The sequence below is a fragment of the Streptosporangiales bacterium genome (genome assembly GCA_009379955.1).
Classification (GTDB): domain Bacteria; phylum Actinomycetota; class Actinomycetes; order Streptosporangiales; family WHST01; genus WHST01.
This window is the reverse complement of sequence record WHST01000039.1, coordinates 13077-30433: the sequence shown is the minus strand read 5'-3', so window position 1 is coordinate 30433 and position 17357 is coordinate 13077. Positions and strand designations below refer to the sequence as shown.

Here is a 17357-nt window from a genome sequence, read left to right as displayed (position 1 = left end):
AGGCTCGTGCCATGAGCGACGACGCCGAGCAGCACCCGCCGATCCAGTACTCGGAGCAGTGGGCAGACGACACCCGCACTCCACCGCCGCCGATCGCGGACGAGCGCACGATGCTGACCGCCTACCTCGACTACTACCGCGACACCCTCGCGCTCAAGTGCGCCGGGCTGTCGCACGAACAGCTCTCCGAGAAGAGCGTGCCGCCGTCCGGGCTCAGCCTGCACGGGCTCGTCCGCCACCTCTCCGGCGTCGAGCGGTGGTGGATACAGATCCAGTTCGCCGGCCACGACGTCCCGATGCTCTACTACTCCGACGACGACCCGAACCAGGACTTCGACGACCTCGGCGGCGACGTCGAGGAGGCGTTCGAGATCTGGCGGGCGGAGTGCGGGAGGTCACGCGAGATCGCGGCCGCCGCGGAGTCGCTCGACGACACCGGCACCAGGCGCCGCGACGGCACGCCGTTCTCGCTGCGCTGGGTGCTGCTGCGGATGATCGCGGAGTACGCCCAGCACGACGGCCATGCCGACCTGCTCAGGGAGCGCATCGACGGCGCCGTCGGCCACTGACGGCGGGCGTGCTCAGCGCAGGCCGAGAATCTCCTCCAGGTCGAAGCTGACCGGTTCCTCGAGCTGCTCGTACGTACACGACGTCGGCTCGCGGTCCGGACGCCAGCGCACGAACTGGGCGGTGTGGCGGAAGCGCACGCCCTCCATGTGGTCGTAGCGCACCTCGACGACGCGCTCCGGGCGCAGCGGGACGAACGAGAGGTCCTTGCCGCCACTCCACCTGCTGCCCTCGCTGTTGCGCGGTGTGCGGCTCCCCTGCTCCTGGCGCTCCCACGCCCACGGGTGTTCGTCGAAGGTCGTGACGAGCGGCTGCATCTCGGCGAACAGCTCCTTGCGCCGCGCCAGCGGGAACGCGCCGATCACACCGACGCTCGCGAGCTCGCCCTCGTCGTTGAAGAGGCCGAGCAGCAGCGAGCCGATCGCGTCGGGGCCGCTCTTGTGCACGCGGTAGCCGGCGACCACGCAGTCGGCGGTGCGCTCGTGCTTGATCTTGAACATCACGCGCTTGTCCGGCTGGTACGTGCCATCGAGCGGCTTCGCGATCACGCCGTCGAGGCCGGCGCCCTCGAATCGGGTGAACCACTGATCGGCGACCGCCGGGTCGGTGGTGGCCGTGGTCACGTGGACGGGCGGCCGCGCCGCCGACAGCGCGTCGACGAGCGCCGCACGCCGCTCGGTGAACGGGCGCTCGGTGTAGTCCTCGTCGCCGAGCGCCAGCAGGTCGAACGCGACGAACTTCGCCGGAGTGGTCTCGGACAGCATCGTCACGCGGCTCACAGCCGGGTGGATCCGCTGCTGCAGCACCTCGAAGTCCAGCCGGTCGCCCGACGGCCCGACGACGACGATCTCGCCGTCGACCACGCACCTCTCGGGCAGGTTCGCCTTGACCGCCTCGACGAGCTCGGGGAAGTACCTCGTCATCGGCCGTTCGTTCCTGCTGCCGATCTCGACCTCGTCGTGGTCGCGGAAGATGATCGACCGGAACCCGTCCCACTTCGGCTCGTAGCTGTGGGCGCTCGCGGGGATCTCCTTGACCGACTTCGCCAGCATCGGCGAGACCGGCGGCATGACAGGTAGGCGCATGTGGCCATCTTGACCGAACACCCGACGCGACGCCGGCAGCGACCCGAGATCGGTCGTGTCGGCAGTCGGGAGACCACCGCCTGCGACGTCCGTGCGTACGAAGATCTGCGTACACCGATGCCGTCACCACACGGACGACTGCGTAGGGCACGACCGACCACCCTGAAGGCATGGATACACACACCAGGTTCATCCGCTCCCGCGTCACGACGATCGCCGGCCTGGTCGTTGGTGCCATCGGCATCGCGATCCTGTGGGCCTCGGGCGTGGAGTTCCCGTTCGCCGTCCCACCGGGCCTCGTCATCCTCGTCGCCGGGGCGATCTTCGTCGCGGTCGCCCCCTGGCGGTGGGTGCCGGCCGTGGGAGCGTTCCTCGGGTTGTTCGTCGTCGTCGGCTTCCTGATCAGCCCCACCGGTGTGCCGAACCTGCTCGGCGAGGCGGGGACGAGCGTCGCCGTCGGCCAGGGAGTGCAGGTGATCGGCGTGGCGACCGCGCTGGTCGCGGGCCTGCTGGCTACCAAGGCCCACTATCGCCGGGCCGCGGGTGGCACGAGGTGAACTCCGGACTCAGGGCGCCGGCAGAGTGAGCCCGTGCTGCATGGCCAGGACGACGAGCTGCGCGCGGTCCCTGGCGCCGAGCTTGAGCATTGCGCGACCGACGTGTGTGCGGACGGTCGCCGGGCTGATGACAAGCTCCCTGCCGATCTCGTCGTTCGACCGGCCGGTGGCCACCCAGGCGACGAGCTCTCGCTCCCGCTCGGTCAGCTCGTCGACGCCGGGCAGCGGAGCCACGGATCTCGCCTGTGGACCACAGAACCGGCCGATCACCCGACGCGTCACCGACGGCGACAGCAGCGCCTCACCCGCCGCCACGACCCGGATCGCATGCACGACCTCGTCGGGCGCGGCGTCCTTGAGCACGAAGCCGCTCGCCCCGGCCTGGAGCGCACGGAAGACGTACTCGTCGGTCTCGAAGGTGGTCACGACGATCATGCGCGTGCCCGCCAGCTCGTCGTCGGCGCTGATCGCGGCGAGCGCCTCGAGCCCGTCCATGCCGGGCATCCTGATGTCGAGCAGCAGGACGTCGGGACGCAGCTCGCGGACCAGAGCGACGGCCGCCACGCCGTCCGCCGCTTCGCCGACGACCTCCAGGTCGGCCTCGCGGTCGACGAGCACACGCAGGCCCATCCGCACCACGGCCTGATCGTCGGCGAGCGCGACCCGGATCATGCCGCGCTCCCGGTGGGAAGCCGCGCGGAGACGAGGAAGCCCCCGCCCGTACGCGACTCCGTCACCAGCACCCCGCCGGCCGACGCCACTCGATCGCGCATCCCGCCGAGTCCGCGGCCGGCTCGGACGTCCGCGGCGCCGACACCGCGATCGGTGATCTCGACGAGGAGCGTGTCGCCGTCGCGGGCCACCCGCACCTCGGCGCTCGTCGGACCCCCGTGTCGCAGGACGTTGGTCAGGGCCTCCTGGACGACGCGGTAGGTGACACCTTCGATCTCGCGCGGCACCCGGACGTCGGGCAGGTCGAGGCGGACGGGGAGACCTGCCGCACGTACGGAGGCGACGAGCGGTTCGATGTCGCGGAGACTCGGAGCGTCGAGGGGATCCGCACCGTCCTGCCCGTTCCCCGACGGTCGGGGGAACGCGTCGAGCATCGCGCGGAGGTCGGTGAGTGCCTGCGTGCTCGTCGACCTGATCGCCTCGAGCGACTCCTTCGCCTGGTCGGGTCGCTCGTCGAGGAGCAGCAGGGCCACGCCGGCCTGCATCGCCACCGCGGAGAACCCGTGACCGGCGACGTCGTGGACGTCCCTCGCGACGCGTACGCGTTCCTCCAGGGCCCCCGTGGCCAGCAGGTCCCGCCTGGCACGTCGCGTCGCTGCCGCGCGCACCTGCACCAGGGCGCCGACCGACCACGGGAGGACGAGCCAGCTCGCCCAGAAGACGACGAGCAGCAGCGGCAGCTCGGCCTGCAGGACGGCGCGGAACATCAGCGCCGCTACCGTCACCGCAGTGGCGATGCCGCAGACCAGGAGCGACGCCCGCAACCGGCGCAGCCTCGCGACCTCGAACATGGCGACCACCATGCACAGCTGGATCGGCCCGTACGGATAGCCGCTCAGCAGGTACGCCGCGACGAGCGCGACCACGACGCCGAGAACGACGACCGGCGCCCGCCGGTGCCACGCGAGGGCAAGGCCCGCGAGAGCGACGAGTGCCGTCGAGCCAGCGTCGAGGGCGTGTCCGGTATCCTGCCGCATCGCTGCGACGACCGTGCCTGCGACGGCGAGCGCTGCACCCGCGACCCCGACCCCGGCGTCCAGCCTCGACGGGACGGCGATGCGGCGCCTGACCCGACGCACCTCAGGACGGGTGGAACGGCTCATTGATGTCGGCGACCGATGACGGGTTGCCGGTGTAGCTGAGCCGTCGAGGGTCGCAGCCGTAGATGTCGCGCAGCGTCGTCACGGCGACCCGGGCGACGCCGGGCGCCTTCACGGGCACGTGCAGCGTGCGCGCGTGGTTCCAGGTGCCGCTGGCCTCACCCTGTCCCGGCGGCGACCAGCCGAGGGCACGCATGCGCTGCTCCTGGTCGCCGTCGAGCCGGCGGCCGGCGGGCAGGAACTGGTTGCTCACGGCCTCGCAGGTCAGCGTGCCCCGCTGCCTGCTGCTCGCCAGCATGACGTAGTAGCCCGTCATGGCCTCCTCGACCACGAGGAAGCCGTCGGTCTGCAGCAGGCGGTGCAGGCGCTGCTCGATGCCGCTCAGGATCTTGTTCCACAGCTCGGGCGACTGCCGCGCCGACGACGGCACGCTCGGCTGGGCCGGTGCGGGCGGCTGCTGACCGCCGTACGGGCCCTGCTGCTGGTACGGCGCCTGCTGGTACTGGGGCTGCTGGTACTGAGGTGGCGGCCCCTGCGGGTACGGGTTCTGCGGGCCGTAGCCGCCCTGCTGCGGCGGGCCGTACTGCGGCCCGTACTGCTGGGGCGGGCCGTACTGCTGGCCGGGATACGGCTGGTAGGGCTGCTGGTACGGCTGGCCCTGGTGCTGGCCAGGGTACGGCTGCGGCGGGCCGTAGCCGCCGTGCTGCGGCGGGCCGTACGCCGGCGGCTGGGCCGACGCCCCGCCGTACGGCTCGTGCGCCTGCGGCGGACCTGCGGGAGGTTGCTGCGCCCGGGGCTGGGCCACCCGCTGGCCCGGCTGCGGCGGAGCGGGCTGCCGCGGAGGCGACGACGGGTGCTGCGGCGCCGGGGGCCGAGAGGCGTCGGACGGCGGCCGCGGCGCGCTCGGCGCGGGCTGCGGAGGTTCGGACACCGGCTGCGGCACCCGCTCGGGGTCGGCCTTCGACGGCGTGGGCGAGGCGCCCGCGGCGCCGTACTTCTTGCCCGTGATCATGCAGGCGCGGCGGTTGTCAAGCGGCAGCTCGACGTCGCGCTCGGCCATCAGCTCGAGCAGCCGCGACACCCCGCGATCCTGGGCGAACTCGATCTCCGGCGTCGTGAGCGGGTACGCCCAGAGGAACCGGCAGCTGGTGCCCTCGATCTCGAGCTGGTCGAAGGCGGGGTCCTCGTAGACCGGCGGGAGCAGGACGACGCCGGTGAGCAGCGACTCGTCGGTGAGCGGCTCGTCGGGGTCGCCGCCGAGCAGCTGGCCCGGCGCGTACCAGGTCTCGAGGCGGTGCACGAGGCGTCCGACGTCCTTGAGCATGCGGCACGGCCACCAGCGCGCCTCGTCGGTGCCGTACGACCAGATGGCCGGCAGGTAGGTGAACAGCTCGATGTGCCGGTAGGACGCCATCGCGTCGGGCGCCGAGGTCGGCTTGGTGCTGACGCCGACCGTGACGACGGTGGTGCGCTCACGGTTGTGTGCGGGGAGGTAGGGGTCGAGGTCGATCCTGACGAGATCGGACGAGGTCTCGGCGATGACGTTAGGACACGGACCGAGGTGGCGGTCGCAGTGACCCTCGATGGCGTCACGCCACGCCTCTTCGGCAGGATCGGTGCTGCCCTCGTCACCCTCGGGCACGCCTGCCTGCTCCTCGACCATGACCTCCCTTGCCTTCCCGCCCTGGACGCGAAATCCGCAGGCGCCACCCTACCCCGTCGTACCGGCCACGCGGGGGTGACCGACCCACTCCCGTCCGCGGTCAAGTCGGCGACGCCGCCGCGCCGGCACCGCTACGGTGTCTGCATGTCCGAGGCACTTGAGCTGCAGGTCGGCGACCGTACCGTGCGGGTGTCCAATCCCGACAAGGTCTACTTCCCCGAACGGGGCCACACCAAGGGCGACATCGTCCGCTACTTCCTCGCCGTCGGTGACGGCATCCTCGCCTCCCTGCGCGACCGTCCCACCACGCTCGAGCGGTGGCCGTCGGGCGTCTTCCCCGGCGCGAAGCTCTCGACGCGCCAGGACAACCGCGGCGACGCGTTCTACCAGAAGCGGATCCCCAAGGGCGCGCCCGACTACGTCGAGTCGGTCAGCATCGCGTTCCCCAGCGGCCGCAAGGCGGACGAGGTCTGCCCGACCGAGCTCGCGGTGGTCGCCTGGGCCGGCAACCTCGGCACGCTGACGTTCCACCCGTGGCCCGTCCGCCGGCCGAACGTCGACCACCCCGACCAGCTGCGCATCGACCTCGACCCCCAGCCGGGCACCGACTTCGCCGACGCCGCGCGGGTCGCCGGCGAGCTGCGCGGCCTGCTCGAGGAGCTCGGCATGACGGGGTGGCCCAAGACCTCGGGCGGCCGCGGCCTGCACGTGTACGTGCCGATCGAGCCGCGCTGGACCTTCGTCGAGTCGCGACGCGCGCTGATCGCGCTCGGCCGCGAGCTCGTCCGCCGCATGCCCGACCACGTCACGCTGAACTGGTGGAAGGAGGAGCGCGGCGAGCGGATCTTCATCGACTACAACCAGATGGCCCGCGACCGCACGATCGCCTCCGCCTACTCCGTCCGCGCCAAGGCCGAGGCGCGCGTGTCGGCGCCGCTGCGGTGGGACGAGGTCGGCGACGTGACGCCCGACGACTTCGACGTGGTGTCGATGCCGAAGCGGTTCGCCGAGCTCGGCCACGTCCACGCGGGCATCGACGACGAGGCGTACTCGCTCGACACCCTGCTCGAGTGGGCCGACCGCGACGAGCGCGACGAGGGCCTCGGCAACCTGCCCTATCCCCCGGACTACCCGAAGATGCCCGGCGAGCCGATGCGCGTCCAACCCAGCCGCGCCAAGCGTGTGACCAGCGATAATGCACCCGCGTAACTCGGCATGACGCCTAGTATGCCGCAATCTCGCCAGATAAGCTAGCCTCATGGCAGAACGGCTCGACGACCTGGTCGCCTCCTGGCGGCGGCACCTGCGCGCCGCGGACAAGGCGCCCCGCACGGTCGAGCTGTACGGCCAGTCGGTGCGGTTCTTCACCCGCTGGCTCACCGACCGTGGCAGGCAACCGACGCTCGACGAACTCACCCGCTCGGCGATCGCGCACTGGCTCGGTGATCTCGCCGACGCCGGGCAGTCGACCAACACCCTGTCCACCCGGTTTCGAGGTCTCCGCCGGTTCTGCCGCTGGCTCGTCGCAGAGAACCTGGTCGACCGCTCCCCCATGGAAGGGATGGAGCAACCGAAGGCCGCGCCCCAACCTGTTCCCATACTCACTGACGAGGAGATCGGCGCTCTACTGAAGGCAACGGCAGGGTCGGCGTTCGCCGATCGCCGTGACCACGCGATCCTGCGAGTGCTGTTCGACTGCGGCGTGCGGATCTCCGAGGTCACCCGACTCACTCTCCTCGACGTCGACTTCGACGTCGAGGTGGTCCGGGTGATCGGCAAGGGCCGCAAGGTGCGGGTCGTGCCGTTCGGTGCGAAGACGTCCCGCGCCCTGGACAGGTACTTGCGGGAGCGGCGCAAGCATCCCAAGGCGGGCGAGACCGACCGGCTCTGGCTGTCGCAACGCGGACCGCTATCCGTCGACGGACTAGACGAGCGGATCCGTATCCGGGGTACGCAGGCGGGCGTCGTCGACCTTCATGCGCACCGGTTCCGGCACACCGCCGCGCACTCGTGGCTAGCCGCCGGGGGCGGCGAGCAGGACCTCAAACGGTTGATGGGCTGGACATCCGACGCGATGTTGGCGGTCTACGGTTCATCCGCCGCCGAGCAGCGGGCGCGGGAAGCGGCGCGGCGGCTCCGCCTCGGAGACCGGCTCTAACTGCGCAGCGGCAGTTCGACGACACGGCTCCCGGTCCCCAGCGCGGACACGTACGCGTGGAACATCCGCGGCCCGGTGATGGGGTACGACCGGTCGCAGCGGTCACAGTCGTAGATGTGATCAGGTTCGCTGCTGACGACGCGGCGGAGTTGCCCGAGTCGGCGCCGGCAGCCTCGGCAGCAGACGCGGACGAGCGCGTCCCGACCTAGCTCGCGGGTCTGCCGGGTGAGCCCCTCACCATCCGTCACCCCTACATGCTAGCCTGGTGTCACAGCCAAATACCACGCGTGTCATTCACGGCGCGCCTGGCATGAACCCCGGCTCTCGTGTGACTCCCGGGACTCGCCGCGCAACGCGGCTGGAGTCCCGCATGGCCGCATCCAAGAATCTCACCCCTGAGCAGCGCGTCCTGCGCGCTCGGATCGCTGCGAACACCCGGTGGTCGCAGGAGGACGGCAAGGCCAACGCGCAGCGCGCGCATGCCGGTCTGCGTGCCAAGTTCCGCCGGCAGGTCGAAGCCGAGTCCCCCGGCCTGTCCGACGCCGAACTTGAGCGACGCGTCGACTGCGCGTACCGCGCGCACATGCAGCGATTGTCGTTCGCGGCATCGCGTGCCCGCAGTAACCGCAGCGGCGGTAACGGGTGACCGCAGAGAAGAGCCGCCCTGTCGGGGGACCGGGCGGCTCCGCGACGAATCAGCGGCAAGGCGTCGACGTCACGGCCATGGTACCCCCTCCGCGCCCATGCCCCTGCGGATGCTGGTCGCGCCCCCTGCCGTTGCCGCCGTGGCGGCTCGACGACCCTGACTGTCGTCTCGTCGACCTTGTCGGTGTCGTCGACTACGGCCACAGCGCGATCGGCGGGTACGGACCGCACGGGCCCTACATCACCAGTCTGCGTCAACGGATGGCAGCGGCATGACGGCGCCCGACACGTTCGTGTGGATCACTGTCGACGAGTCCCGTGGTCTGGCCCTGGTCACCGGCAGGGGCGTCAAGCGCATCTTGCAGACGGAGTTCCTCCTCACCGACCGCATGGCGAAGTGGAGCCCTTACGCGCGCGGATGGGTGATCCCGGCGGTCAAGGTCCCCGACCTCGTCGCTGCGTGCGAGTACTGGTCGGTGCCGGTCAAGGTGCGGCAGGTGACGCCGTGACGACCTTGTTCGACCTGCCCTCACGGCCTGCCGTGTCGACCGACGGGCGACGACGTGCGCGCCAGCGGGCGGCAGCCCAACGTCACCGGGGGACGCTGGCCGTACGGCTCGACCGGTGCCGTGAGATCGCGCGCCGGCTCGCCAGCTCCCCGTACGCATCTGCGACTGCTCGCCGGCGTGCCGCCGCTTGGCTACGACGGGAGGCACGCGGATGAGTTGGGTGCGCTATGACGACCGGTTCACGTCCGCCAAGGCATGGGACAACGTCTCTCATGCCGCGCGCTGGCACTATCTCGCCCTGGTCGAGACGTGCAGCGCAACCGAGCGGTACGACGGGACACTGCCGCTACAGGTGGCGTGCCGCGTGTCAGACGTCCGTGACCCTGGCGCGTGTCACGAGGAGTTGCGGTCGGCCGGTGTGCTCGATATCGGCGACCACGACGTCACCGTGTTGACCATCGACGAGCACCTGCCGCCGCCGGGTGAACGTGACGAAAGCTTGCTGCCGAGGAAGCGGAAGAACACGGCGGCGTACCGGAAACGGCAGTGCGAGGCGGGCAATCACTCGCGTCACTGCCCGCGGGATACGTGCCCGAGCAAGGCCGGGTTACCGGTTACCGGGTTACCGGTTACCCCAGGACGGGACGGGACGGGACGGGACTCACGGCAGTAACCATTTAAGGCCGTAACTGAATCGCTTAGAAGAACCAACAGAGGAGTGGCGAGTTGATCATGAAAACGGAGACTGTTCAGGCGATCCGGGGAGGGGCCGAACCGCGCTCGGATCTTCGCGCCAGGTGTGGCCCAGTGATCACGTCGGCGCGTGTGTCCGGCAAGTGTGGCCGTGGCCGTGGCCTATATAGCGGGGCCACGGGCCACACCCACGCCAAGTGCGGCCGGGCCACACCGGGCCACACCGGGCCACACCGGAGATGCGGCAGTGAGCGATGACTGATCAGCGCCGGGAAGATCACCGGGAAGCTCGTCGACATGGCGTCACCAGACGGCTCGTCAAGCGACTCCGTTTCTTCGGGCTAGGACCGGAACGCACCGGGCAACTCCTCACCGCCGCCGACCTCGACAGCGACGACCCCGACCCACGGGGTAGCGCGGTGGGCGGCAGCGACCGCAGCCGCTATCCGGCTCCTCGCAGCCCGAGACGACCACGCATCCATCAACGCCATCACTGCCGTATTCGACGAGGTGAACACACATGACGATCACTGACAACCCACCGGAGTACGAGCCGCTGGACCCGACCGACACCGAGGTCATGGCGGCACTCGACAGAGCTGAGCGAGAGCAGCGGGTGCCCAGCATCTGGGTGCGTCGTCGCCCTGGCCGTCACCGACGACGCGGCCGGCGTGGTCGACGAGGCGACACCGAGTGACCCTCGACGACCTGATCGCCAGGCTGGTCGGCCACGGTGGCAGCGACGCACACACCAGGCGTGCGAGGGGCTGGCCAACCGCACGTGCACGACGTCGGGCACGACAACGACGCAGGCACTCGGAACGCAGAGGGCGTAGGGCCATGACACGCACGCACATGACCACACATGGCCCTAGGAGGGCACAGGGAGCCCGTAGAGACCCGTACAGGGCCACCCCGGTACCGAGTACTAGGAACGGGGTGCCGGGGCCTCACAGGACACCCGTACCCCCCATGAGTACACCCGGTACCCCCCCGGGGGTGTTTTCTGATCCCGACTCCTCACGCTGACCGCTCAGTCGGGCGTTTCTGACCGTGGGTGGGAAAAGAAAACCCGTTGTGATCTTGAGCTGAAAGGGAACGAAGTGGATCTTGGTGATTTTCGGACGGAAGTGGACAGGCTCGTTGAGTCGCTCGGTGAGATGGATCCTGGTCGTCGTGCGTGTGCGGCGTTGGCCGCGCATCTGGCGGAGCGGCTGACGGATGGTTCGATCCCGGGTTACGGGTTGGGGCCGGCGGTGCGGGAGATGCGGCTGCTGCTGGCGGATCTCACTGGTGAGGGTGGCATGGGTGGTCGTGGTGTGTCGGATGCCGAGCTTGATGATCTTCTGCGACAGCGCGATGCGTGAGGCTCGGGTGCGTCGCTATGTGGCGCGGTCGGTGATTCCCGGTAGCCGGGGGTCGCGTGATCTGGCGCGTCTGGCGCTGCTGCTGGCCGAGGATGGCGATCCGGCCGCGCAGAAGTGGCTGCGTACGGTGCTGCGTGCTCTGGGCGCTTGCCGTCAGGGGGATGACGTGTTGGACGCGCTGCTGGCGCGTCGGTGCTGGCGGATGGTCTGTGCGGCTCTGTGGTCGTCGGCCGACTGCGGGTCGTGCCGGCCTGGGTGTTCCGCCTGGCGTCGCAACTCGGGTTCGGTTCCCCGAGGAACTGGGGGGCAGACATGATCATCCGCGCGTGGGAGTTCGATGACGGCGAGCTTGACCGCGCGCTGGCGCAGATCGCGCGGGAGCGTGATGCGTTGATGAGCGCGGCTCTCAAGCTCGCTGAGGAGCGTGACCGGCGGCGTGCGTTGGCGCGTGCGGTCGACGACGCGGTGACGCCGGCCGCGGGCCGTGTCGAGTGGCCGATGGGGCTCGACGAGGGGGAATAGTTCCAGAAAACTTTACTGAAACCAAGCCTCAGGTTCGTGATCGCTGATGCAGAAGGAAGCCAAGGAGCGGCAGCGGGAATCCGGGCTGGCAAGCGTTGCCAAGCGTGAACACCGGGACGGTTCAGAAAACTTTACTGAACCGTCCAAGCCTCAGGTACGCGACCAACTCGGGGAACTGGTCGGCAGAAGTCGAGTGGTAGAATGGGTAGCGCACCGACAGTGCGGCGTAAGCGGGCAGGGCGCAACCCACCCGCGAACGCGACACGGATGTGGTGGACAAACCGAGCCGCTGACCTCGAACCTAGGTTGGCCTCGCCGGGGCTTTAGTGCCCGGGGTGAACGGTTTCTACTCCGTAAGTGAATCCCTTTTGACACTTACGGAGTGAAGCTATGTCAAGCCTTGAGAAGGTGCGCGCTAATCGTGCGCGAGTTTACGAGCAGGCACGCGCCTTGGCGCAGGCCGCGGCCGATGAGAACCGTGCGTTCAGCGACAGCGAGCAGCGTGCATTCGAGGGCCTGAACTCCCAGATCGACCAGTTCGACGAGCGGATCGCCGAGCAGGAGGCGTTGCAGGCGCGCCTGGCGCATTCGGATGCGCGGTTCGAGGCGCTGGGCGGGTCCCACCGCGCCTCTGCGCATCCGCTGGCGTTCAGGCCGGAGGCGCTGGACAACCTGCAGGCTGCACTGGACACCCGTTCCGCGGGTCGGTTCGAGGCTGCCGATGTAGAACAGCGCGCGGCGCTCGTGACGACCACCTACGGCGCTCCGCGGGTGTGGGGCTCCAACGTGCTGTCCGGGCCCCGGATGCTTCACGTGGTGGCCGGTGTGCCGCGACAGGAGGCGGACGCCGCGCTAGCGCAGCACCCGAACCTGACGCTGCCCACGGCTCAGGCCTCGGTCGGGGAGAACGTGAGCCTGGCCGAGTTCGCCGCGTCCACCGCCGGAAGCGTCACCCTCGCCCGCTTCGGCCGCTGGACGGACATGAGCCGTGAATCGCGTATCGGCACCGACGCCGGCGCGATCGTCGGGATGCACGCAATCGGGGTCGCGAAGGACCTGGACCTGGTGCTGGTCAATGCGGTCGAGGCCGCGGCGGGTGCCGCGGTCGCGTTCAGCGCCGATGTGCCGGCTGCGGTCCGCTCGGCGATGGCCCGGGTGATCGACGCCACCGCCGCCACTGACTCGACCGACCTCGTGGTGCTGGTCCATCCGGACAACGCCGCGCTGCTGCAGGACGTGTCCCCGATCGGCGGTGCCACGATCGCCGAGTCGTTCCAGCGGTTCAGTGGCGCGCTGATCTATCCGTCCAGCGCGGTCAACACCGGGTTCGTGACGGTGGCGAATTTGCGGGCCGGTGCCCGGTTCTTCGACGCGCAGGGGTTCCTGACTGAGACTGAGGTCTCGGTGAAGACCGGTACCGTGACGGTCGCGTCGTCGGTGATCGGCGGGTACGGCGTTGGACTCACCGGCGGGTTCGCGTCGACGGTCGACGTGGTGACCCCGTGAGCGAGGACCGGATGTCCCGGATCTGGCGGGAACTCGCCGACGATACCGAGCTTGACGACGTGCTCGCCGAGTCTCGCCGACGTGGTGGCGCCGTGAGCGCGGACCGGATGGCCCGGCTCTGGCGCGAGGGCGACGACCCGCCGCCTGCGATGGTGGGTGCTGTCGCCTGAAGTCTTCCCCGGCGTCTCGCGGGCCGTCTAAACGGACGCTCGATGCCAGCCTGCGGCGCCGGGGGAAACGTGTCACGGCATGACACGAGGCCGGAGGCGCTGGCTACCCGCCCAACCGGCCAAACCATTGTGGGCGCGGCGCTCGGTTTACCCTTTCACGAGCGCCGCGCCCACAGTGCAGTTTGGGTGATTAGCGGGATCCTTGGGTAGTTCGCGCTTGCCGCGTGGCGGGTGAGCTGATCACGACGCGGGTGTATGAGGGCGACGCGGTGAAGTTCATCGTCAGCCACAACGTTCACCGCCGTCACCTGACGGACGCGCAGCGGGCGATGATCGCGGCCAAGCTCGCGCAGCGCGGGGGAGGGAAGGCCGAAAACTCCGCCATATGGCGGAGTTTCTACCTCCTCCACCGATGAGGCCGCCGAGCTGTTGAGCGTCAAGCCTCGCACCGTTGATCGCGCTCGCAAGGTGATGAAGGACGGCACGGAGGAGCTGCAGAAGCTCGTCACCGACGGCCGCGTACCTCTCACGACGGCGACCCGCGTCGCTGAGGAATCGCGCGAAGACCAGGTCGCGTACGTCAAGGAGGTCAAGGCTGGCGCCGATCCCGTGAAGGTGGCGCCACCTGACAAGGACGGGCAGCAGAAGAAGGCGGACTGTCGGACGTGCGGCACACCGGCATAGAACGAGCCCCCGACCACCGTGGGCCGGGGGCTCGACTAGAAGGTCTGCGTCTAGGAGTCAGAGCCTCCCCGAGCTGAGCGTGGCCAGCGTCTTGACGATCAGGTCGGCCTGCTCACGCGTCTGGGGTTGGTACGCGGCGACGATGTGCACCGCAAGCTTGACCACCAGGGGGTCGACATCACGGTCGCCGCCATGGTTGTAGTAGGCGTCGAACCCGCGTTCCAAGCGCTCCAGGTACGCGTCGTAGTCGTCAGGCGCGCTGAACCGGTACGTGTCGGTCACGAGTGGTCTCTCTTCCACTGTTCGATGAGGACAGCGGCGGCGAGCTGCCGGGTGCGCATCCGCTGGCCGATGGGGACGCCGTCGACAATCGCCTGCCACTGCCGGGCGCGGCCGAAGCCACGGAGGATGGGCCGGACGTAGCCGGCCAGCTGGCGCTCGACGAGCCCGTCGACGTCGGTGAGGATGTTGACGCGGTAGGAGCCGGTGCTGTCGTAGTCCCCGGACTTCTCCAGGCTGTAGTTCGGTAGGTTGCTGTTCACGGTGCTGACCCCTGTCGGTCGGTGCCGAGGTCCCGGGCGGGTGGTAACGCACCTACTCGGGACCGCTTACGGATTGGGCGCTTCACCTCGCCGGATAACCTGGCGGGAGCCGCTCAGCTCCGACCAGCGTTTATGCAGGTGAGCATGCCGATTAGGCGTGCGACACCCCGAAGATGCCCGGCGAGCCGCCCCGCGTGCAGCCCAGCAAGAAGAACCCGCTGAACTGGGAAAACGAGGCCGAGTGAGGCGAGAGTCGCGGCGCGTCACGACCGGGCCTGTTCACCTCGCGTTGGGTACGTACGGCTAGGCGCGGGCCTTCTCTGCTGGTAGGACTGTCCGCGGCCTAGCAACGGAGGAACCCATGCGCCGCCCAGTCGCTCTCGCGTCAGCCGCCCTCGTCGCGGCCGGCCTCACCCTCACCGCCGTTCCCGCGCATGCGGACGCCACCACGCGGATCCGCGACGTCCAGGGCAGGGCGCACGTGTCGCCGCTCGCCGGCGAGGACGTCGCGGACGTGGCGGGCGTCGTGACCGCCGTCGCCTCGAACCAGTTCTTCATGCAGGACCCGGAGCCGGACCGCGACCGGGCGACCGCGGAGGGCCTGCTCGTCTACACCAGGTCTGCGCCCGGGGTCTCGGTCGGCGACACCGTCACCGTGTCCGGCGAGGTCACCGAGTACCGCCCGGGCAACGAGCCGACCAACCTGACGACGACCGAGATCTCGACCACGCCCGACGCGGTCACCGTCGCCTCGTCGGGCAATGACCTGCCGGCCGCGACCGAGATCGGCCGGGGCGGACGGGTGCCTCCGTCGCGCGTGATCACCTCGGGGGTGGACGGCGACGTCGAGGCGTCGGGAGTGTACGACCCGCGCCGGCACGGGCTCGACTTCTGGGAGTCGCTCGAGGGCATGCGGCTGCGTCTCGACGACCCCGTCGCCGTCGGCCCGACGAACAGCTTCGGTGAGCTTCCCGTCGTCGTCCGCGGCGCGTCGCCGCGCAGCGCGAGCGGCGGCGTGGTCCAGACCGAACGCGACGGCAATCCCGAGCGGCTCGTCCTGCGCGGCGCGTTCGCGGACGTGCCGACGGCGAACGTCGGCGACACCCTGCGCGGCGCGGTCACCGGCGTGCTCGACTACAACTTCGGCAACTACTCGCTGGAGATCGACGCGACGCCGGCGGTGCGCGACGGCGGCATCCAGCGCGAGGTGACCTCGCGACAGCACCGGAGCGAGCTGTCGGTCGGCGCGTTCAACGTCGAGAACCTTGCGCCGAGCAGCCCGGCGGAGAAGTTCACCGGCCTGGCCGAGACCATCGTCCGCAACCTGCGCGCTCCCGACATCCTCACCGTCGAGGAGGTGCAGGACGACTCCGGGCCGACCGATGACGGCACCGTCACCGCCGGGCAGACGATCGAGAAGCTCACGGCCGCGATCACCGCCGCCGGCGGACCGGCGTACCGGTGGGAGTCCGTCGACCCCGAGGACAACGTCGACGGCGGCCAGCCGGGCGGCAACATCAGGGTCGGGTTCCTCTACCGCACCGACCGCGGCATCGGCTTCGTCGACGCCCCGCGCGGCGACGCCACGACCCCGGTCGGCGTCACCACCAGGCACGGGCGGCCGAGGCTCACGGTCAACCCCGGGCGCATCGACCCGGCCGACCCCGCGTTCGAGGAGAGCCGCAAGCCGCTCGTCGGCCAGTTCACCTGGCGCGGAGACGACGTCTTCGTCATCGCCAACCACTGGAACAGCAAGGGCGGAGACCAGCCGCTGATGGGACGGTTCCAACCGCCCTCGCTCACCAGCGAGGCGCAGCGCGTCGGACAGGCGAATGCCGTCGCGGCGTTCGTCGACACGCTGCAGCGCGCCGACAGGGACGCCGCGGTCGTCGCCGCGGGTGACTTCAACGACTTCCCGTGGTCACCGCCCCTGCGCACGCTGACCTCGCGCACCGGGCTGGTCGACCTGCCGCGGGCACTGCCGCTGCGGGACCAATACACGTACGACTACCAGGGCAACTCCGAGGTGCTCGACCACATCCTGCTCAGCCGCGGCCTCGCGAAGCGCGGGTACAGATACGACGTGGTGCACGTCAACGCCGAGTTCGCCGACCAGCTGAGCGACCACGACCCGCAGGTCGTCCGCGTGCGGCCCTGAGTCAGGGCAACGACGCGACGATGTCGGCGACCGGACGCCGGGTGCCCGTGTAGAACGGCACCTCGATGCGCGTGTGCAGGCGGGCCTGGGCGCCGCGGAGGTGGCGCATCAGGTCGGTCAGCCGGTGCAGCTCGTCGGCCTCGAACGCCAGCATCCACTCGTAGTCACCGAGCGCGAACGACGCGACCGTGTTGGACCTGACGTCGGGGTACTCGCGCGCCATCTTGCCGTGCTCGGCCAGCATCGCCCGCCGCTCGAGCGGGTCGAGCAGGTACCACTCGAGCGTCCGCACGAACGGGTAGACGCAGATGTACGTGCGCGGCTCCTCCTCGGCGAGGAACGCCGGGATGTGGCTCTTGTTGAACTCCGCCGGCCGGTGCAGCGCGACCGCGGAGAACATCGCCTCGCACGAGCGCCCGAGCTGCGTGCGGCGGAACCGCGCGTAGACGTCCTGCAGGCTCTCCGGCTGCTCGGCGATCCACCAGAACATCACGTCGGCGTCGGCGCGGAAGCCGCTGACGTCGTACGTGCCGCGGGTCGTCACGCCGTCCGCCTCGGCGGACGCCAGCAGTTGCTCGACCTCCCCGGACACACGCTGCCGGTCGCCGTGGCCGTCGATCGGGGACGTCACACGGAAGACGGACCACATCGTGTAGCGGACGACCTCGTTGAGCTCGCGTGCCTGCTTGCCATCATTCG

The 17357-nt window shown here is 69.9% G+C and carries 19 protein-coding genes and 1 pseudogene; 11 read left to right on the top strand and 9 right to left on the bottom strand.

Annotation, left to right across the window (positions count from 1 at the left end):
* Positions 1–11: 11 nt before the first annotated feature.
* A complete protein-coding gene (locus GEV10_13840) occupies positions 12–569 on the top strand; it encodes a DUF664 domain-containing protein (protein ID MQA79535.1) in 558 nt (185 codons plus the stop codon).
* Between the two features lie 12 nt (positions 570–581).
* On the opposite strand, the gene GEV10_13835 is transcribed toward GEV10_13840, so the two are convergent.
* Positions 582–1652: an ATP-dependent DNA ligase gene (locus GEV10_13835; GenBank protein MQA79534.1), complete on the bottom strand. Its 1071-nt coding sequence runs from the start codon at positions 1650–1652 to the stop codon at positions 582–584.
* A 170-nt stretch (positions 1653–1822) separates the two neighbouring features.
* Here GEV10_13835 and GEV10_13830 point away from each other — a divergent pair, with 170 nt between their 5' ends.
* Positions 1823–2209 carry a hypothetical protein gene (locus tag GEV10_13830; GenBank protein ID MQA79533.1) on the top strand — a complete coding sequence of 129 codons (387 nt, stop codon included), beginning with the start codon at positions 1823–1825 and terminating at the stop codon, positions 2207–2209.
* A 9-nt stretch (positions 2210–2218) separates the two neighbouring features.
* Here the strand turns inward: GEV10_13830 and GEV10_13825 are convergent, their stop codons facing one another.
* Genes GEV10_13825 through GEV10_13815 form a run of 3 tightly spaced genes read right to left on the bottom strand, consistent with a single transcriptional unit; the run spans position 2219 to position 5704 of the window.
* A complete protein-coding gene (locus GEV10_13825) occupies positions 2219–2881 on the bottom strand; it encodes a response regulator (protein ID MQA79532.1) in 663 nt (220 codons plus the stop codon).
* Entirely contained in the window at positions 2878–4044 is a 1167-nt protein-coding gene (locus tag GEV10_13820) for a sensor histidine kinase (protein ID MQA79531.1), read from the bottom strand. Before GEV10_13820 ends, GEV10_13825 begins: the two co-directional genes overlap by 4 nt.
* Positions 4022–5704 carry a hypothetical protein gene (locus GEV10_13815; protein ID MQA79530.1) on the bottom strand — a complete coding sequence of 561 codons (1683 nt, stop codon included), beginning with the start codon at positions 5702–5704 and terminating at the stop codon, positions 4022–4024. Before GEV10_13815 ends, GEV10_13820 begins: the two co-directional genes overlap by 23 nt.
* A gap of 144 nt (positions 5705–5848) precedes the next feature.
* On the opposite strand from GEV10_13815, the gene GEV10_13810 reads away from it, so the two are divergent.
* Positions 5849–6913 carry an ATP-dependent DNA ligase gene (locus GEV10_13810; protein ID MQA79529.1) on the top strand — a complete coding sequence of 355 codons (1065 nt, stop codon included), beginning with the start codon at positions 5849–5851 and terminating at the stop codon, positions 6911–6913.
* 49 nt (positions 6914–6962) lie between these two features.
* A complete protein-coding gene (locus GEV10_13805; GenBank protein MQA79528.1) occupies positions 6963–7862 on the top strand; it encodes a tyrosine-type recombinase/integrase in 900 nt (299 codons plus the stop codon).
* Here the strand turns inward: GEV10_13805 and GEV10_13800 are convergent.
* Positions 7859–8110, bottom strand: coding sequence for a hypothetical protein (locus GEV10_13800; protein ID MQA79527.1), 252 nt, complete (start codon positions 8108–8110; stop codon positions 7859–7861). The two genes, GEV10_13805 and GEV10_13800, sit on opposite strands and share 4 nt — an antisense overlap.
* Before the next feature lie 122 nt (positions 8111–8232).
* Here GEV10_13800 and GEV10_13795 point away from each other — a divergent pair, with 122 nt between their 5' ends.
* Together GEV10_13795 and GEV10_13790 are read left to right on the top strand one after the other, a co-directional pair.
* The gene (locus GEV10_13795) at positions 8233–8508 is read left to right on the top strand and encodes a hypothetical protein (protein MQA79526.1); all 276 of its coding nucleotides are present in this window, start codon (positions 8233–8235) and stop codon (positions 8506–8508) included.
* Positions 8509–8779: 271 nt separating this feature from the next.
* Complete coding sequence (locus tag GEV10_13790) at positions 8780–9016, top strand: hypothetical protein (protein ID MQA79525.1); 237 nt, start codon at positions 8780–8782, stop codon at positions 9014–9016.
* A gap of 1896 nt (positions 9017–10912) precedes the next feature.
* Here the strand turns inward: GEV10_13790 and GEV10_13785 are convergent.
* Positions 10913–10993, bottom strand: a pseudogene (locus tag GEV10_13785) (Tat pathway signal sequence domain protein).
* A gap of 395 nt (positions 10994–11388) precedes the next feature.
* Between GEV10_13785 and GEV10_13780 the strand changes: the two are divergent.
* The 4 genes from GEV10_13780 (at position 11389) to GEV10_13765 (ending at position 13958) form a co-directional block, all read left to right on the top strand.
* The gene (locus GEV10_13780; GenBank protein MQA79524.1) at positions 11389–11598 is read left to right on the top strand and encodes a hypothetical protein; all 210 of its coding nucleotides are present in this window, start codon (positions 11389–11391) and stop codon (positions 11596–11598) included.
* Positions 11599–11988: 390 nt separating this feature from the next.
* Entirely contained in the window at positions 11989–13104 is a 1116-nt protein-coding gene (locus GEV10_13775) for a hypothetical protein (protein MQA79523.1), read from the top strand.
* 394 nt (positions 13105–13498) lie between these two features.
* Entirely contained in the window at positions 13499–13690 is a 192-nt protein-coding gene (locus GEV10_13770; protein MQA79522.1) for a hypothetical protein, read from the top strand.
* Between the two features lie 55 nt (positions 13691–13745).
* Positions 13746–13958 (top strand): hypothetical protein, encoded by a 213-nt coding sequence (locus GEV10_13765; GenBank protein ID MQA79521.1) that lies wholly within the window; start codon positions 13746–13748, stop codon positions 13956–13958.
* Between the two features lie 57 nt (positions 13959–14015).
* Here the strand turns inward: GEV10_13765 and GEV10_13760 are convergent, their stop codons facing one another.
* Positions 14016–14240, bottom strand: coding sequence for a hypothetical protein (locus tag GEV10_13760; protein MQA79520.1), 225 nt, complete (start codon positions 14238–14240; stop codon positions 14016–14018).
* Positions 14237–14500, bottom strand: coding sequence for a hypothetical protein (locus GEV10_13755; protein MQA79519.1), 264 nt, complete (start codon positions 14498–14500; stop codon positions 14237–14239). Before GEV10_13755 ends, GEV10_13760 begins: the two co-directional genes overlap by 4 nt.
* A 361-nt stretch (positions 14501–14861) precedes the next feature.
* On the opposite strand from GEV10_13755, the gene GEV10_13750 reads away from it, so the two are divergent.
* The gene (locus GEV10_13750; GenBank protein MQA79518.1) at positions 14862–16658 is read left to right on the top strand and encodes a hypothetical protein; all 1797 of its coding nucleotides are present in this window, start codon (positions 14862–14864) and stop codon (positions 16656–16658) included.
* A 1-nt stretch (position 16659) separates the two neighbouring features.
* Here the strand turns inward: GEV10_13750 and GEV10_13745 are convergent, their stop codons facing one another.
* Positions 16660–17307, bottom strand: coding sequence for a hypothetical protein (locus tag GEV10_13745; GenBank protein MQA79517.1), 648 nt, complete (start codon positions 17305–17307; stop codon positions 16660–16662).
* Between the last annotated feature and the right edge of the window lie 50 nt (positions 17308–17357).

Excerpts from the sequence above, each read along its gene's own strand:
- GEV10_13840 (MQA79535.1), top strand. The coding sequence starts at position 12 with ATGAGCGACGACGCCGAGCAGCACCCGCCGATCCAGTACTCGGAGCAG.
- GEV10_13825 (MQA79532.1), bottom strand. The coding sequence starts at position 2,881 with ATGATCCGGGTCGCGCTCGCCGACGATCAGGCCGTGGTGCGGATGGGC.
- GEV10_13815 (MQA79530.1), bottom strand. The coding sequence starts at position 5,704 with ATGGTCGAGGAGCAGGCAGGCGTGCCCGAGGGTGACGAGGGCAGCACC.
- GEV10_13780 (MQA79524.1), top strand. The coding sequence starts at position 11,389 with ATGATCATCCGCGCGTGGGAGTTCGATGACGGCGAGCTTGACCGCGCG.
- GEV10_13810 (MQA79529.1), top strand. The coding sequence starts at position 5,849 with ATGTCCGAGGCACTTGAGCTGCAGGTCGGCGACCGTACCGTGCGGGTG.
- GEV10_13775 (MQA79523.1), top strand. The coding sequence starts at position 11,989 with ATGTCAAGCCTTGAGAAGGTGCGCGCTAATCGTGCGCGAGTTTACGAG.
- GEV10_13765 (MQA79521.1), top strand. The coding sequence starts at position 13,746 with ATGAAGGACGGCACGGAGGAGCTGCAGAAGCTCGTCACCGACGGCCGC.
- GEV10_13835 (MQA79534.1), bottom strand. The coding sequence starts at position 1,652 with ATGCGCCTACCTGTCATGCCGCCGGTCTCGCCGATGCTGGCGAAGTCG.
- GEV10_13805 (MQA79528.1), top strand. The coding sequence starts at position 6,963 with ATGGCAGAACGGCTCGACGACCTGGTCGCCTCCTGGCGGCGGCACCTG.
- GEV10_13820 (MQA79531.1), bottom strand. The coding sequence starts at position 4,044 with ATGAGCCGTTCCACCCGTCCTGAGGTGCGTCGGGTCAGGCGCCGCATC.
- GEV10_13795 (MQA79526.1), top strand. The coding sequence starts at position 8,233 with ATGGCCGCATCCAAGAATCTCACCCCTGAGCAGCGCGTCCTGCGCGCT.
- GEV10_13830 (MQA79533.1), top strand. The coding sequence starts at position 1,823 with ATGGATACACACACCAGGTTCATCCGCTCCCGCGTCACGACGATCGCC.
- GEV10_13745 (MQA79517.1), bottom strand. The coding sequence starts at position 17,307 with ATGTGGTCCGTCTTCCGTGTGACGTCCCCGATCGACGGCCACGGCGAC.
- GEV10_13790 (MQA79525.1), top strand. The coding sequence starts at position 8,780 with ATGACGGCGCCCGACACGTTCGTGTGGATCACTGTCGACGAGTCCCGT.
- GEV10_13750 (MQA79518.1), top strand. The coding sequence starts at position 14,862 with ATGCGCCGCCCAGTCGCTCTCGCGTCAGCCGCCCTCGTCGCGGCCGGC.